The following is a 13,457-nucleotide window of genomic DNA, read 5'->3' as shown; positions in this document are numbered from 1 at the left end:
GGGCGGAGGGGGTCGGGAAGCTCAGACGCTGAGTTTTTCGTCCAGGGAGATATCGACCATGAGATCGTTGGAGAGCCGTTCCAGCTCGCCGGTGAGGCCGCGCACATCCAGCTCCGGCCCGGCCAGCAGGCTGACCTGGGCGTGGAAGAGGATTTCGGCGGACATGGGGGCACTGGAGGTGTGGGTGGCCAGCTCCTCCACATTGACGCCGTGGCGGGCCAGCACCTGGGAGACCTCGCGCACGATGCCGATGCGGTCGTGGCCCACCAGGGAAAGGCGCAGGCGGCGGCCCTTGGGCGCTTCCTGGCTTTCGGGGGAGCTTTCCACCGTCACCTTGAGCAGGGAGAGGCCGGCCAGTGCCTGCTGCAGGGCTGGGGCCTGCTCGGCCGGTACGCTGACCTTGAGGATGCCGGCGAACTTGCCCGCCAGGCGGGACATGGAAGATTCCAGCCAGTTGCCCTGATGGGCGGAGATGGCGGTGGACAGCTGCTCCACCAGGCCGGGGCGGTCGTCACCGATGACGGTGAGCACCAGGATCTGATCAGCCATGTTGGTAGTCCTCCACAGGGGCGCAGGCGCAGAAGAGATTGCGGTCGCCGTACACGTCGTCGATGCGGTTCACGCTGGGCCAGAACTTGTTCTCGGCCACCCAGGGCAGGGGATAGCAGGCTTCCTGACGGCTGTAGGGGCGGCTCCAGACCTCGTCGGCCAGGTCCTTCTGGGTGTGGGGGGCGTGCTTCAGCGGATTGTTGTCCGCCGGCCACTGGCCCGCTTCCACCTTGCGGATTTCATTGCGGATGGCGATCAGGGCGTCGATGAAACGGTCCAGCTCGGCCTTGGATTCAGACTCGGTGGGTTCCACCATGATGGTGCCAGCCACCGGGAAGCTCACCGTGGGGGCGTGGAAGCCGTAATCCATGAGGCGCTTGGCGATGTCGATCTCGGCGATGCCGGTGGCCGCCTTGATGGGACGGATGTCCAGGATGCACTCGTGGGCGACGCGGCCGTTCTTGCCCCGGTACAGCACCGGGTAGTGTTCCTGCAGGCGGGCGGCCACGTAGTTGGCGTTGAGGATGGCCACCTGGGTGGCGGTCTTGACGCCCTTGCCGCCCAGCATGGCGATGTACATCCAGGAAATGGGCAGGATGGAGGCGGAGCCGAAGGGAGCGGCGGAAACGGCGCCCTGGCCCTTGTGCTTGCGCTCGGCAGGGCCGGTGGCCTGCACCGCGTGGTCGGCCATGTAGGGGGCCAGATGGGCCTTGAGGCCGATGGGACCCATGCCCGGGCCGCCGCCGCCGTGGGGGATGGCGAAGGTCTTGTGCAGGTTCATGTGGGAGACGTCGGCGCCGATGAAGCCGGGGGCGGTGAGGCCCTCCTGGGCGTTGAGGTTGGCGCCGTCCATATACACTTGGCCGCCGTTGGCGTGCACGATGTCGCAGATATCCTTCACCGCTTCCTCGAACACCCCGTGGGTGGAAGGGTAGGTGAGCATCAGGCAGGAGAGTTTGGCGGCGTGCTGCTCGGCCTTGGCCTTGAGGTCGGCCACGTCCACGTTGCCGTTGTCGTCGCAATCCACCACCACCACCTGCAGGCCGGCCATCTGGGCGGTGGCCGGGTTGGTGCCGTGGGCGGACTTGGGAATCAGGCAGATGTCGCGCTGGCCCTGGCCGTTGGCCTCCTGGTAGCGGCGGATGGCCACCAGGCCGGCGTATTCGCCCTGGGCGCCGGAGTTCGGCTGCATACAGACGGCGTCGAAGCCGGTGACGGTCTTCAGCCAGTCGGCCAGCTGCTCAATCATTTCCACATAGCCCTGCGCCTGGTCCAGGGGGGCGAAGGGGTGGATGTCGCCGAACTCGGGCCAGGTGACGGGAATCATCTCGCTGGTGGCGTTCAGCTTCATGGTGCAGGAACCCAGGGAGATCATGGAGTGATCCAGGGCCAGGTCCTTGTTCTGCAGCTTCTTCAGGTAGCGCAGCATCTCGTGTTCGGTGTGGTGGGTGTTGAACACGGGATGGCTGAGGATGGCGTCGCTGCGCAGCAGCTCGGCCGGCAGGGCCGGGTCGGCAGCGGCCACCTGGGCGTCCAGGGCTTCAATATCTACCTTCACCCCGGCGATGAGCTGCAGCAGGGCGGCCACGTCTTCCCGGGTGGTCTTTTCATTGAGGGCGATGCCGAGGCGGCCGCCCTCGATCAGACGCAGGTTGTAGCCGGCGTTCTGGGCGGCCTGGTACACGGTGAGGGCCTTGGCTCCCAGGTCCAGCAGCAGGGTGTCGAAGTAGCAGGCGTTGAGTTGCTTTATGCCGGCCTTGGTCAGGCCCATAGCCAGGATGGCGGCCAGGCGGTGGATGCGGCGGGCGATGGTCTTGAGACCCTCGGGGCCGTGATAGACGGCGTACATGCCGGCCATGTTGGCCAGCAGCACCTGGGAAGTACAGATGTTGGAGTTGGCCTTCTCCCGGCGGATGTGCTGTTCCCGGGTCTGCAGGGCCATGCGCAGGGCCTTGTTGCCCCGGGCATCAACGGAGACGCCGATGATGCGGCCGGCCACGGAGCGCTTGTGCTCGTCCTTGCAGGCGAAGAAGGCGGCATGGGGGCCGCCGAAACCCATGGGAATGCCAAAGCGCTGGGAGGAACCCAGGGCCATGTCGGCTCCCATGGCGCCGGGGGGCTTGAGCAGCACCAGGGCCATGAGGTCGCAGGCCACGGCGGTGACGGCGCCCTTGGCCTTCAGGGCGGCGATGGTGGCGCTGAGGTCGCTGACCTCACCCTTGTCGTTGGGGTATTGCAGCAGGGCGCCGAAGACGTCCACCGTGGCGGCTTCTTCCACCGGGCCGAAGATCAGCTCGAAGCCGAAGTAGGCAGCCCGGGTCTTGACCACGTCGATGGTCTGGGGGAAGCAGGCTTCGTCCACGAAGAAGCGGTTGGAGCTGGACTTGGAGACGCGGCGGGCCATGGTCATGGCCTCGGCGGCGGCGGTCGCCTCGTCCAGCAGGGAGGCGTTGGCCAGTTCCAGGCCGGTGAGGTCGATGATCACCTGCTGGTAGTTGAGCAGGGCTTCCAGACGGCCTTGGGCAATCTCGGCCTGGTAGGGGGTGTAGGCGGTGTACCAGCCCGGGTTTTCCAGCACGTTGCGCAGGATCACCTTGGGCGTCAGGGTCTCGTGATAGCCCTGTCCGATGAGGGACTTCTTCACCACATTGCGCCCAGCCAGGGCCTTCAGATCTGCCAGGGCCTCGTGCTCGCGCCGGGGGGCAGGCAGGGGCAGGTCGGCAGGGAAGCGGATGGCGGCGGGCACGGTCTGGTCCACCAGCTGATCCAGGCTGGCGGCACCGATGGCGGCCAGCATCTGGCTCATTTCGCTGGCGCAGGGGCCGATGTGGCGGGCGATGAACTCGTCCTTCTGTTCCAGGGCGGACAGGGACTGGGGCAGGGTATCGGACATGGGCAATCTCGGGAGGCGGAAAGAAAAAGGGAAGGGGCTTTGCCCTTCCCTTGTCTGCTGGCTTATTCGCTGTCGGCCACGGCGCCGTAGGCGGCGGCATCGAGCAGGGCGCCCAGGTCGCCGGCGTTGGCCGGCTGCAGCTTGAACAGCCAGGCGGCGTAGGCGTCCTGGTTGAGGGTCTCGGGGGCATCCACCACGGCCTCGTTGACGGCGGTGACGCTGCCGGCGATGGGGGCGTACACGTCGGCGGCGGCCTTCACGGATTCCACCACGGCGGCTTCCTGGCCGGCGGCCAGGGTCTTGCCCACTTCCGGCAGCTCGATGAAGACCAGGTCGCCCAGGGCCTCCTGGGCGTGGTCGGTGATGCCCACGGTGACGCTGCCGTCGGCTTCGAGGCGGACCCATTCGTGGCTCTTGGTGTACTTCAGATCGGCGGGAACGTTGGACATGGAACTCTCCTTAAGTTGAATGTGAATTCTGATTGCTGAAATCGGGGTGAATCAGGCCACGGCCTTGCCGTGACGGGCGAAAACGGGTTTTACCACCTGGGCATTGAGCAGCTTGCCGCGGATATCCACCTGCACGGTGTCGCCGAGGGCGACGCCCAGGGGCAGGCGGGCCAGGGCGATGGACTGTTCCAGGGTGGGGGAGAAGGTGCCGCTGGTGATTTCGCCTTCGCCCTGGCTCGTCACCACCTTCTGGTGGGCCCGCAACACGCCCTTGTCCAGCAGCTTGAGGCCGAGGAACTGGGCCTTCTGGCCGTTGGCGAGGAGGGCGGCTTTGCCGACAAAGTCCCGCTCGGACTTGAGGTCCACGGTCCAGGCTAGGCCGGCGTCCAGGGGAGAGACGGTTTCGTCCATATCCTGGCCGTAGAGGTTCATGCCGGCTTCCAGGCGCAGGGTGTCCCGGGCGCCCAGGCCGCAGGGGCGCACGCCGGCGGCGATCAGGGCATTCCAGAAGTCCTCGGCCTTGGCTGCGGGGAGGGCGATCTCGAAGCCGTCCTCGCCGGTGTAGCCGGTGGTGGCAATGAAGAACTGGCCGATCTGGGTGCCGAAGAAGGGTGCCAGGTTTTCCGTGGCGGCCTTCACCTCGGGCAGCACCTGCCACACCTTGGCCTTGGCCTGGGGGCCTTGCACGGCGATCATGGCCACGGCCTTGGGACCTTCGCGCAGGGGAATGACGGAGACGTCCAGCTGCCACTGACCCAGGAGCTGATCCATCCAGGCCAGATCCTTGTCGGCGGTGCCGGCGTTGATGACCACCCGGTAGTGGGTGTCGGTGAGGTAATAGACGATGAGATCGTCCACCACGCCGCCGGCCTCGTTGAGCATGGCGCTGTAGAGGGCCTTGCCCGGGACTTTCAGCTTGTCCACGTTGTTGGCGATGAGGCGCAGGAGGAAGGTCTTGGCGTCGGCGCCGGTGACATCCACGGCGCACATGTGGGAGACGTCGAACATGCCGCAGTCGTTGCGCACGGCATGGTGTTCCTCGATCTGGGAGCCGTAGTTCACCGGCATGTCCCAGCCGCCGAAATCCACCATGCGGGCATTGAGGGCGCGGTGGGCCTTGTTGAGGACGGTTTGCTTCGTCATTTCAGTTCCTTGGGCGGGGCTGTGAAAGCCGATTCTGAAAACGAAAAAGGGGCGAGCCGGAAAATGCCAGGCAGTTCTGGTTTCCGGCTCGCCCCCTCTGTCCTGCAACCTGAGAGTGTTGCGGCCCCCGTTCGTTCCACCCAAGGATGGAGAAACAGCGGCCGTTGCCCCCTTCGGTGGGCCGCCCGGATCGGGGGCCGCTCTCCAGAGATGTTCTGCCGCAAACGGTCCTTTTTGCCTGAGCGATTTCGGGGCTAGCGAATGGTGGATTGCGCCTTCGGCGGCAGCCCGTGGAAGCCGGGCCGCGCTCTCCCGTTTGCGCGGCGGACTATACCCAAAGGCAGGGGGCATGACAACAAGCCCGGGCGGCGCTGCCAGCGGCGTTTTGCCAGACCGCGCCAATGCTCGATTTCAGGCCGTCGCCCGGGTGTCTGGCAAGGGCCTCCGGGAGGGGCGGGAGTTGGCTTGCTACATGGGTTGATAAATATTTGTTGAGAAGCACTTGCATTTGGATGAGTTTGTGATAATAATTCTCATTAGTTTGTTAGCCATCCATTTGTTCAGGAGCACCCGCCATGTATGTCTGTGTCTGCCACGCCGTTACTGATCGCCAGATCTCAGCGTCCGTAGCCATGGGCGCCTCCACGCTTGCCGACCTGCGCGACGAGCTGGGGGTGGGCACCTGCTGCGGCAAATGCGCCCGGGAAGTGCGCCAGCAGTTGCGCGACGAACTGGGCCAGTGCCGGGGCTGCGGCAAATGCGCTAACGCCAAGCATTGTTGAACCTCGGGTTGCGGTTCGGTCGGGCAGTCCGTTCCGCTTTTTCCCCTTGCCCTCGCGTCACATCGGCGCGGGGGCTTCTTTTTTGTGCCTTGTGCTAATCTACCGGCATCCATTCCCCAACGAATCAGGAGCCAGCCATGAAGGGCGATAAAAAAGTCATTCAGTACCTCAACAAGATTCTGGCCAACGAGCTGACCGCCATCAACCAGTACTTCCTGCATGCCCGCATGTACAAGAACTGGGGCCTGAAGAAGCTCAACGAACACGAGTACCACGAGTCCATCGACGAGATGAAGCATGCCGACAAGGTGATCGAGCGCATTCTCTTTCTCGAAGGCCTGCCCAATCTGCAGCAGCTGAACAAGCTGTTCATCGGCGAGAACACCAAGGAAATGCTGGAGTGCGACCTGAAGCTGGAACTGGCCGCCATCCCCCTGCTGCGCGAAGCCATTGCCTACTGTGAAGGCGTGGCCGACTATGTCACCCGGGATCTGCTGGAAGACATCCTGGAAAGCGAGGAAGAGCATGTGGACTGGCTGGAAACCCAGCTGGAGCTGATCGCCAAGGTGACCCTGCCTAATTACCTGCAGTCCCAGATGCACGACGACTGAGTCCTGCGCCACCACACCCGGGGCCGGCCTGTGCCGGCCCTTTTCATTTGCCTGCCATGAAACCGAGCCGAGTCGAATATCTCTCCCTGCGCGGCCGTCGCCAGGCCCTGCGCCGCTGGGGGCCTGCCGAGGCGCCGCCCCTGGTGTTGCTGCACGGCTGGATGGACGTTGCCGCCTCCTTCCAGTTCGTGGTGGATGCCCTGAGTCGGGAGTGGTCCGTGCTGGCACCGGACTGGAGGGGCTTCGGCGACAGCCAGGAAAATCGGGGGCCCTACTGGTTCGCCGATTACCTGGGTGATCTGGATGCCATGCTGGACAGCCTGTTCCCCCGGCAGGCCGTGCCGCTGGTGGGGCACAGCATGGGCGGCAACGTGGCCTGCCTGTACGCCGGATTGCGGCCCCAGCGGATCAGTCACCTGGTCTCCCTGGAAGGTTTCGGTATCAATGACATGGTCCCGGCCCAGGCGCCGGAACGCTTGTCGGCCTGGTTGGATCAACTGGCTGCGCCGCCCTCACTCCATGCCTACTCCGACCGGACCGCCCTGGCATCCCGCCTGCGCCGGGACAACCCGCGCCTGACACCGGCTCGGGCCGAGTTCCTGGCCACCCATCTGGGGCGCATCGACGATGACGGGAGTGTGAAGTGGGCCGGCGATCCCTGGCACAAGGCCCCCAGTCCGCTGCTCTACCGGCTTGAGGAAGCCAAGGCCTGCTGGCGCCGGGTCCAGGCGCCCACCCTGTGGGTGCGGGGAGCGGAAACCTCTTTCCTCAAACGCTTTCATATAGACGAGGGCGACTATCGGGAACGCCTGGGCTGTTTTGCCTCGGCCCGGGAAGCCGTGGTGGCCGATGCCGGCCACATGCTGCATCACGATGCGCCCGAGGCGGTGGCAGCGCTGCTGGAGTCCTTCATCACGGCCTGAGGCCAAGGGGCGGCGCGGCCCCTGTGCTATGATTCCGCGCTTTCCTGCTGTCTTGGGGCGCCTTTGTCGCGACCTGCCGATGTCTGACCTGAACTGGGATTTCCACTGCCACTCCACCGCTTCCGACGGCCTGCTGCCGGCGGCCGAAGTGGCGCGCCGCGCCGCCGGCAACGGGGTGCAATTGCTGGCCCTGACCGACCATGACGATCTGGCCGGCCTGCCCGCCGCCCGGGCTGCGGCGGAGGAAATGGGCATGGGCCTAGTCAATGGCGTGGAAGTTTCCATCGAATGGGAAGGCCTTTCCATCCACGTGGTGGGCCTGGGCTTCGATGCCGCCAATCCGGTTCTGAACGAAGGGCTGGCCGGCATCCGCAGCGGCCGGGTGGAACGGGCCAGACGCATGGCCGAGGCCCTGGACGCCATTGCCATCCGCGGCGCCTTCGAGGGCGCCATGGCCTATGCGGAAAACCCCAACCTGATTTCCCGTGCCCATTTCGCCCGCTATCTGGTGCAGATCGGCCTGTGCAAGGACGTGCACAACGTCTTCGACAACTACCTCACCCCGGGCAAGCCCGGCTACGTGGAACATCGCTGGGCTTCCCTGGAGGACGCGGTCAGCTGGATTCGTGCCGCCGGCGGTGTGGCCGTGGTAGCCCATCCGGGGCGCTACAAGATTTCCAATGCAGCCTTGCGCCGTTTTCTGGGCCAGTTCAAGGATGCGGGCGGGGAGGGCATCGAGGTGGTGACCGGCAGCCACAGCCCCGACCAGATCCATCATTTCGCCCGCCTGGCCCGCCATTACGGCTTTCTCGCCTCCCGCGGCTCCGACTTCCACGGGCCGGAGGAGAGCTATACCGACCTGGGGCGCCTCTCGCCCCTGCCGGACGGCCTCACGCCCATCTGCTCCCGTTTCGTCTGATCATCCACGCCATGGCCGAATATCTTTCCCTCCATCCCGACAATCCCCAGCCCCGCATGCTGGCCAAGGCCGCCCAGGTCCTGCGGGAGGGGGGGCTGATCGCCTTTCCCACTGACTCCTGCTATTCCCTGGCCTGCCATCTGGGCGACAAGGAGGCCCTGGATCGGCTGCGGGCCATCCGCGGCGTCGATGACCGGCACCACATGACCCTGATGTGCCGCGACCTGTCCCAGATTGCCCACTTTGCCCGGGTGGACAATGCCCAGTACCGCCTGCTCAAAACGGTCACGCCAGGCAGTTACGTGTTCATCCTGGAAGGCACCAAGGAACTGCCGCGACGGGTGATGCACCCCAAGCGCAAGACCATCGGTCTGCGGGTGCCCGACCATCTGGGCGCCCTGGCCCTGCTGGAGGAGTTCGGCGAGCCCCTGCTCACCGCCACCCTGCAGCTGCCCGGGGATGAAGCGCCCCTTACCGAAGGCTGGGAGATCCAGGACCGTCTCGACGACCAGCTGGAGCTGATCCTGGATGGCGGCCATTGCGGCACCGAGCCCACCACCGTCATTGACCTTACCAGCGGGGCACCGGAACTGGTGCGGGCCGGCCGCGGAGCGCTGGCCCCCTTCGGTCTCTGACCGGCACGGCCGACCGGAACCGGGTCGGTCCCTTTGGTAGAATCCCCCCTTTATTACGCTGACGCGCCATGGACCAACTGATCCAGACCCTTGCCATTGCAGCCCTGCCGGTGATCTTCGCCATCACCCTGCACGAGGCCGCCCATGGCTATGTGGCGCGCCACTTCGGCGACCTGACGGCCTACGCGGCGGGGCGCATCAGCCTCAATCCCCTGCGCCACATCGATCCGGTAGGCACCATCCTGATTCCGGTGCTGATCCTGCTCTTTTCCGGCGGCAGCCTGTTGTTCGGCTATGCCAAGCCGGTGCCCGTGGATTTCGGCCGCCTGCGCCGTCCCAAGCAGGACATGCTGTGGGTGGCTGCCGCCGGCCCCCTGGCCAACCTGGCCATGGCCATCGGCTGGGGTTGCATGCTCAAGCTGGCCCAATTGCTGCCGGTGAATGCCTATACCCTGCCCCTGGAGCGCATGGCCGACCTGGGCATGGACGTGAATATCGGCCTGATGCTGCTCAACCTGCTGCCCATTCCGCCTCTGGATGGCGGCCGCATCGCCGTCAGCCTTTTGCCCTACCGCCAGGCCGTCGCCTTTTCCCGGGTGGAGCCCTGGGGCTTCCCGATCCTGATCCTGCTGCTCTTTTCCGGCGTGCTGGCCAGCATCCTTTATCCGCTGATGGGTATCATGCGTTACCTGTTGGCCCTGATTTTCAATTTCCAAGCCTGAGACAAACATCACCATGTACGCGGAACGAGTCCTTTCCGGCATGCGCCCCACGGGCAGCCTGCACCTTGGCCACTACCACGGGGTCCTGAAGAACTGGGTCAAGCTCCAGCACGACTACCCCTGCCTGTTTTTCGTGGCCGACTGGCATGCCCTGACCACCAGCTACGACCAGCCGGACATCATCGAGAAGGCCGCCTGGGACATGGTGATCGACTGGCTGGCCGCCGGCGTGGACCCCAATCAGGCCACCATCTTCATCCAGTCCCGGGTGCCCGAGCACGCCGAACTGCACCTGCTGATGTCCATGATGACGCCCCTGGGCTGGCTGGAGCGGGTGCCGACCTACAAGGACCAGATCGAAAAGCTCTCCCACAAGGACCTCACCACCTACGGTTTCCTCGGCTATCCCCTGCTGATGTCTGCCGACATCCTGGTGTATCGCGCCAACCGGGTGCCCGTGGGCGAGGACCAGATTCCCCACCTGGAGTTTTCCCGGGAAATCGCCCGTCGCTTCAACCATCTCTACGGCCGGGAGCCCGGCTTCGAGGAGAAGGCCCTGGAAGCGGTGAAGAAGCTGGGCGGCAAGGTGGGCAAGCGTTTCAACGAGCTGCGCACCCGCTTCCAGCAGGACGGCGATGCTGCCGCGGTGGAGGAGGGCAAGCGCCTGGTGAACGAGGCCCAGAGCCTGTCCCTGGTGGATCGGGAGCGCCTGCTGGGCCATCTGGAAGGCACCGGCAAGATGATCCTGGTAGAGCCCGATGCCCTGCTTACCGAGGCTTCGCGCATGCCCGGCCTGGACGGTCAGAAGATGTCCAAGTCCTACGGCAACACCATCACCCTGCGGGAGGATGAAGCCTCCGTCACCCAGAAGGTCAAGCGCATGCCCACCGATCCGGCCCGGGTGCGCCGCACCGACGCCGGCAATCCGGACAAGTGCCCGGTGTGGCAACTGCACCAGGTCTATTCCGACGGGGCCACCAAGGAGTGGGTGCGCCAGGGCTGCACTTCCGCCGGCATCGGCTGCATCGAATGCAAGCAGCCGGTGATCGACGGCATCCTCAAGGAACAGGCGCCCATGCGGGAGCGGGCCCAGGTCTATCTGGACAATCCGGCCCTGGTGCGGGAGATCGTCAACGACGGTTGCGCCAAGGCCCGCCGCCTGGCCCAGGAAACAATGACCGATGTGCGCGCCGCCATGGGCCTGAACTACGCCTGACATGAGCGATACTCCGGTCCTCGACGACATCCCGCCCCCCCAGGCGGCGCCGGCCCAGGAGGCCCTGGCCCGCATCTACGGCCAGCCCCTGGAGCAGCTGCCCCTGGACCTGTACATCCCGCCCGACGCCATGGCGGTGATGCTGGATGCCTTCGAAGGCCCCCTGGACTTGCTGCTCTACCTGATCCGCAAGGCCAACGTGAATGTGCTCGACATTCCCATGGCGCCCCTGACGCTCCAGTACCTGGAGTACGTGGAAGCCATGCGCTCCCAGAACATGGAGCTGGCGGCCGACTATCTGGTGATGGCCGCCATGCTCATCGAGATCAAATCCCGCATGCTGCTGCCCCGGGCCAAGCAGGCGGAAGAGGACGAGGTGGAGGATCCCCGGGCCGAACTGGTGCGCCGCCTCATCGAATACGAGCAGATGAAGCTGGCGGCGGTGCGCCTGAACGAGCATCCCCAGGCCGAGCGGGACTTCGTCTGGGTCGAGACCTGGGTGGAAAAATCCCAGATGCAGCGTTTCCCCGACGTGTCGGTGGCGGACCTGCAGCAGGCCTGGCAGTCCATCCTGCGCCAGGCCCAGCTGCATACCTCCCACAAGGTGCAGCGGGAAGAGCTGTCGGTGCGCGAGCACATGGGCCTGATCCTGCGCCAGCTGAAGGAAGCGGACGGCTTCGTCGAGTTCATCCACATGTTCGACGTGGAGCTGGGCGCCCCTTCCGTGGTGGTGCATTTCCTGGCCATGCTGGAACTGGCCCGGGAGCGGCTGATCCGCATCACCCAGGCCGAGGCCTTCATGCCCATCTACGTGCGCCTGGCCATTGCCGACGACGCGGAAACGCCCCTGACCGAGGAAGAGGCGGGGCAGATAGTCGAAATCCCTGCGGAAGAAGGAGAGGGCGATGCCCCAGTTACCGTCTAACCCCGCCGAGATCAAGCGCATCCTGGAAGCGGCCCTGCTGGCCGCCCAGCAGCCCCTCTCGGTGTCCGAACTGCGCCAGATGTTCGATGGCGAGCTGGCGCCGGAAGTGGTGCGCAAGCTGCTCGACGAGCTGCGGGAGGAGTGGAGCGAGCGCACCGTGGAACTGGTCCAGCTGGCCACCGGCTGGCGCTTCCGCACCCGCACCGAGTACATGCCCTATCTGGAAGCCCTCAATCCGGAAAAGCCGCCCAAGTATTCCCGGGCAGTGCTGGAGACCCTCTCCATCATTGCCTACCGCCAGCCCGTGACCCGGGGCGACATCGAGGACATCCGCGGCGTCACCGTCGCCACCCAGGTCATCAAGGCCCTGGAAGAGCGGGGCTGGGTCGATGTGGTGGGCTACCGGGATACCCCGGGCCGTCCCGCCCTGTTTGCCACCACCAAGAAATTTCTCGACGATCTGGGGCTGCGCAGCCTGACCGAGCTGCCGCCCCTGGAACAACTCAATCAAACACTGGAATTAAGCGATGCCTCCTAAGCCTCCCCGTAAGCCTGCCGCACCCAAGACGGGCCAGGCACCCCGCCGCAGCCCTGCCGGCGGCCGTCCGCGCCGGGACGACGGCGCCGAGTGGGTGGAGGGTTCCGACCCCGCTCCCCATGGTCGTCGCTCAGGCAGCACTGGCGCGGCTTCTGGCCGGCCTGGCCCGAAACCCGCGCGGGACGCGGCAAAGCGGACACCGTTCCGCGCGCCCACCCGCCCCCGTCCCGAGCCTGTCGCCGCCGTGGAGGAAGCGGAGGAGCTGGAAGCGCCCCGTCCCCGTCGCGGTGCCGGCCGCAATGCCCCTGCGCCCCGCGCCGTCGGCCGCAGCGGCCGCAATGCGCCGGTGGAGGCCAAGCCCGAGCGCCTGCACAAGATCCTGGCCCAGAGCGGCGTCGGTTCCCGGCGCGACATGGAGGAGTGGATTGCCGCCGGCCGCGTCACGGTCAATGGCAAGCCGGCCGAAGTGGGCCAGCTGGTGGGGCCGGAAGACAAGGTCAAGGTCAGCGGCCGCCTGGTGCATCTGCGTTTCGGCTCCCTGCGCCTGCCCCGGGTGGTGCTCTACCACAAGCCCGAAGGCCAGATCGTCTCCCGCGACGACCCGGAAGGCCGTGACAGCGTCTTCGACTTCCTGCCACGCATGCGCGGCAGCCGCTGGGTGGCGGTGGGGCGGCTGGACTACAACACCAGCGGCCTGCTGCTGTTCACCAACTCCGGCGACCTGGCCAACCGGCTGATGCACCCCCGCTACAACCTGGAGCGGGAGTACGCGGTGCGGGTGCTGGGCGACCTGGACGACGCCACCCTCAAGCAGCTGGCCGCCGGCATCGAACTGGAAGACGGTCCGGCCCGCTTCACCACCCTGCTGGACGCGGGCGGCGAGGGGGCCAACCACTGGTACCGGGTGACCTTGTCCGAAGGTCGCAACCGGGAAGTGCGGCGTATGTTCGAAGCCGTAGGGGCCACGGTCAGCCGCCTGATCCGCGTGCGTTACGGCCCCTTTGTCCTGCCGGCCCGCCTCAAGCGGGGCAGCACCATGGAGCTGACGGACATGGATGTGGCCAAGCTGATGCGGGAATTTGGCCTGCCGGCACCGGAAGTGATCCAGAAGCGGGATAAGCGTACCCGGAAGTGATTTCGGGCCGCTGCGGC

At 65.9% G+C, this 13,457-nt stretch carries 14 protein-coding genes and 1 riboswitch; of the genes, 10 read left to right on the top strand and 4 right to left on the bottom strand.

Annotation, left to right across the window (positions count from 1 at the left end; all coding sequences use genetic code 11):
- Positions 1-21 precede the first annotated feature (21 nt).
- The 4 genes from AC1RTA_RS11795 to gcvT form a co-directional block, all read right to left on the bottom strand.
- The gene (locus AC1RTA_RS11795; RefSeq protein WP_492784800.1) at positions 22-549 is read right to left on the bottom strand and encodes a glycine cleavage system transcriptional repressor; all 528 of its coding nucleotides are present in this window, start codon (positions 547-549) and stop codon (positions 22-24) included.
- Positions 542-3,442, bottom strand: coding sequence for an aminomethyl-transferring glycine dehydrogenase (gcvP, locus tag AC1RTA_RS11790; RefSeq protein ID WP_492784799.1), 2,901 nt, complete (start codon positions 3,440-3,442; stop codon positions 542-544). Before gcvP ends, AC1RTA_RS11795 begins: the two co-directional genes overlap by 8 nt.
- 62 nt (positions 3,443-3,504) lie before the next feature.
- Complete coding sequence (gene gcvH, locus AC1RTA_RS11785; protein ID WP_014237764.1) at positions 3,505-3,891, bottom strand: glycine cleavage system protein GcvH; 387 nt, start codon at positions 3,889-3,891, stop codon at positions 3,505-3,507.
- A 51-nt stretch (positions 3,892-3,942) separates the two neighbouring features.
- Positions 3,943-5,034: a glycine cleavage system aminomethyltransferase GcvT gene (gene gcvT, locus AC1RTA_RS11780; protein ID WP_492784798.1), complete on the bottom strand. Its 1,092-nt coding sequence runs from the start codon at positions 5,032-5,034 to the stop codon at positions 3,943-3,945.
- 215 nt (positions 5,035-5,249) lie between these two features.
- Positions 5,250-5,359, bottom strand: a riboswitch (glycine riboswitch).
- Between the two features lie 250 nt (positions 5,360-5,609).
- Between gcvT and AC1RTA_RS11775 the strand changes: the two genes are divergently transcribed.
- The 10 genes from AC1RTA_RS11775 to rluB all read left to right on the top strand — a co-directional run bounded on the left by AC1RTA_RS11775 (position 5,610) and on the right by rluB (position 13,440).
- Entirely contained in the window at positions 5,610-5,816 is a 207-nt protein-coding gene (locus AC1RTA_RS11775; protein ID WP_014237762.1) for a (2Fe-2S)-binding protein, read from the top strand.
- Between the two features lie 137 nt (positions 5,817-5,953).
- Positions 5,954-6,427 (top strand): bacterioferritin, encoded by a 474-nt coding sequence (bfr, locus tag AC1RTA_RS11770; protein WP_014237761.1) that lies wholly within the window; start codon positions 5,954-5,956, stop codon positions 6,425-6,427.
- A gap of 56 nt (positions 6,428-6,483) precedes the next feature.
- Complete coding sequence (locus tag AC1RTA_RS11765) at positions 6,484-7,350, top strand: alpha/beta fold hydrolase (RefSeq protein ID WP_492784797.1); 867 nt, start codon at positions 6,484-6,486, stop codon at positions 7,348-7,350.
- Positions 7,351-7,429: 79 nt separating this feature from the next.
- On the top strand, positions 7,430-8,269 hold the full coding sequence (locus AC1RTA_RS11760; RefSeq protein WP_130458570.1) for a 3',5'-nucleoside bisphosphate phosphatase: 840 nt from the start codon (positions 7,430-7,432) through the stop codon (positions 8,267-8,269).
- An 11-nt stretch (positions 8,270-8,280) separates the two neighbouring features.
- On the top strand, positions 8,281-8,904 hold the full coding sequence (locus tag AC1RTA_RS11755; protein ID WP_014237758.1) for an L-threonylcarbamoyladenylate synthase: 624 nt from the start codon (positions 8,281-8,283) through the stop codon (positions 8,902-8,904).
- A gap of 68 nt (positions 8,905-8,972) precedes the next feature.
- Entirely contained in the window at positions 8,973-9,626 is a 654-nt protein-coding gene (locus tag AC1RTA_RS11750) for a site-2 protease family protein (protein ID WP_014237757.1), read from the top strand.
- A gap of 13 nt (positions 9,627-9,639) precedes the next feature.
- Positions 9,640-10,842 (top strand): tryptophan--tRNA ligase, encoded by a 1,203-nt coding sequence (locus tag AC1RTA_RS11745; RefSeq protein ID WP_014237756.1) that lies wholly within the window; start codon positions 9,640-9,642, stop codon positions 10,840-10,842.
- 1 nt (position 10,843) lies between these two features.
- Entirely contained in the window at positions 10,844-11,767 is a 924-nt protein-coding gene (locus AC1RTA_RS11740) for a segregation and condensation protein A (protein WP_492784796.1), read from the top strand.
- Positions 11,748-12,305, top strand: a complete 558-nt coding sequence (gene scpB, locus AC1RTA_RS11735) for an SMC-Scp complex subunit ScpB (RefSeq protein WP_014237754.1) — start codon at positions 11,748-11,750, stop codon at positions 12,303-12,305. The genes AC1RTA_RS11740 and scpB overlap by 20 nt, the downstream gene beginning before the upstream one ends.
- 244 nt (positions 12,306-12,549) lie before the next feature.
- Positions 12,550-13,440, top strand: coding sequence for a 23S rRNA pseudouridine(2605) synthase RluB (gene rluB / locus AC1RTA_RS11730; protein ID WP_492784795.1), 891 nt, complete (start codon positions 12,550-12,552; stop codon positions 13,438-13,440).
- Positions 13,441-13,457 lie beyond the last annotated feature (17 nt).

Source organism: Azospira sp. MPR-E4 (genome assembly GCF_058809645.1).
This window is presented reverse-complemented; position numbering and strand designations above follow the sequence as displayed.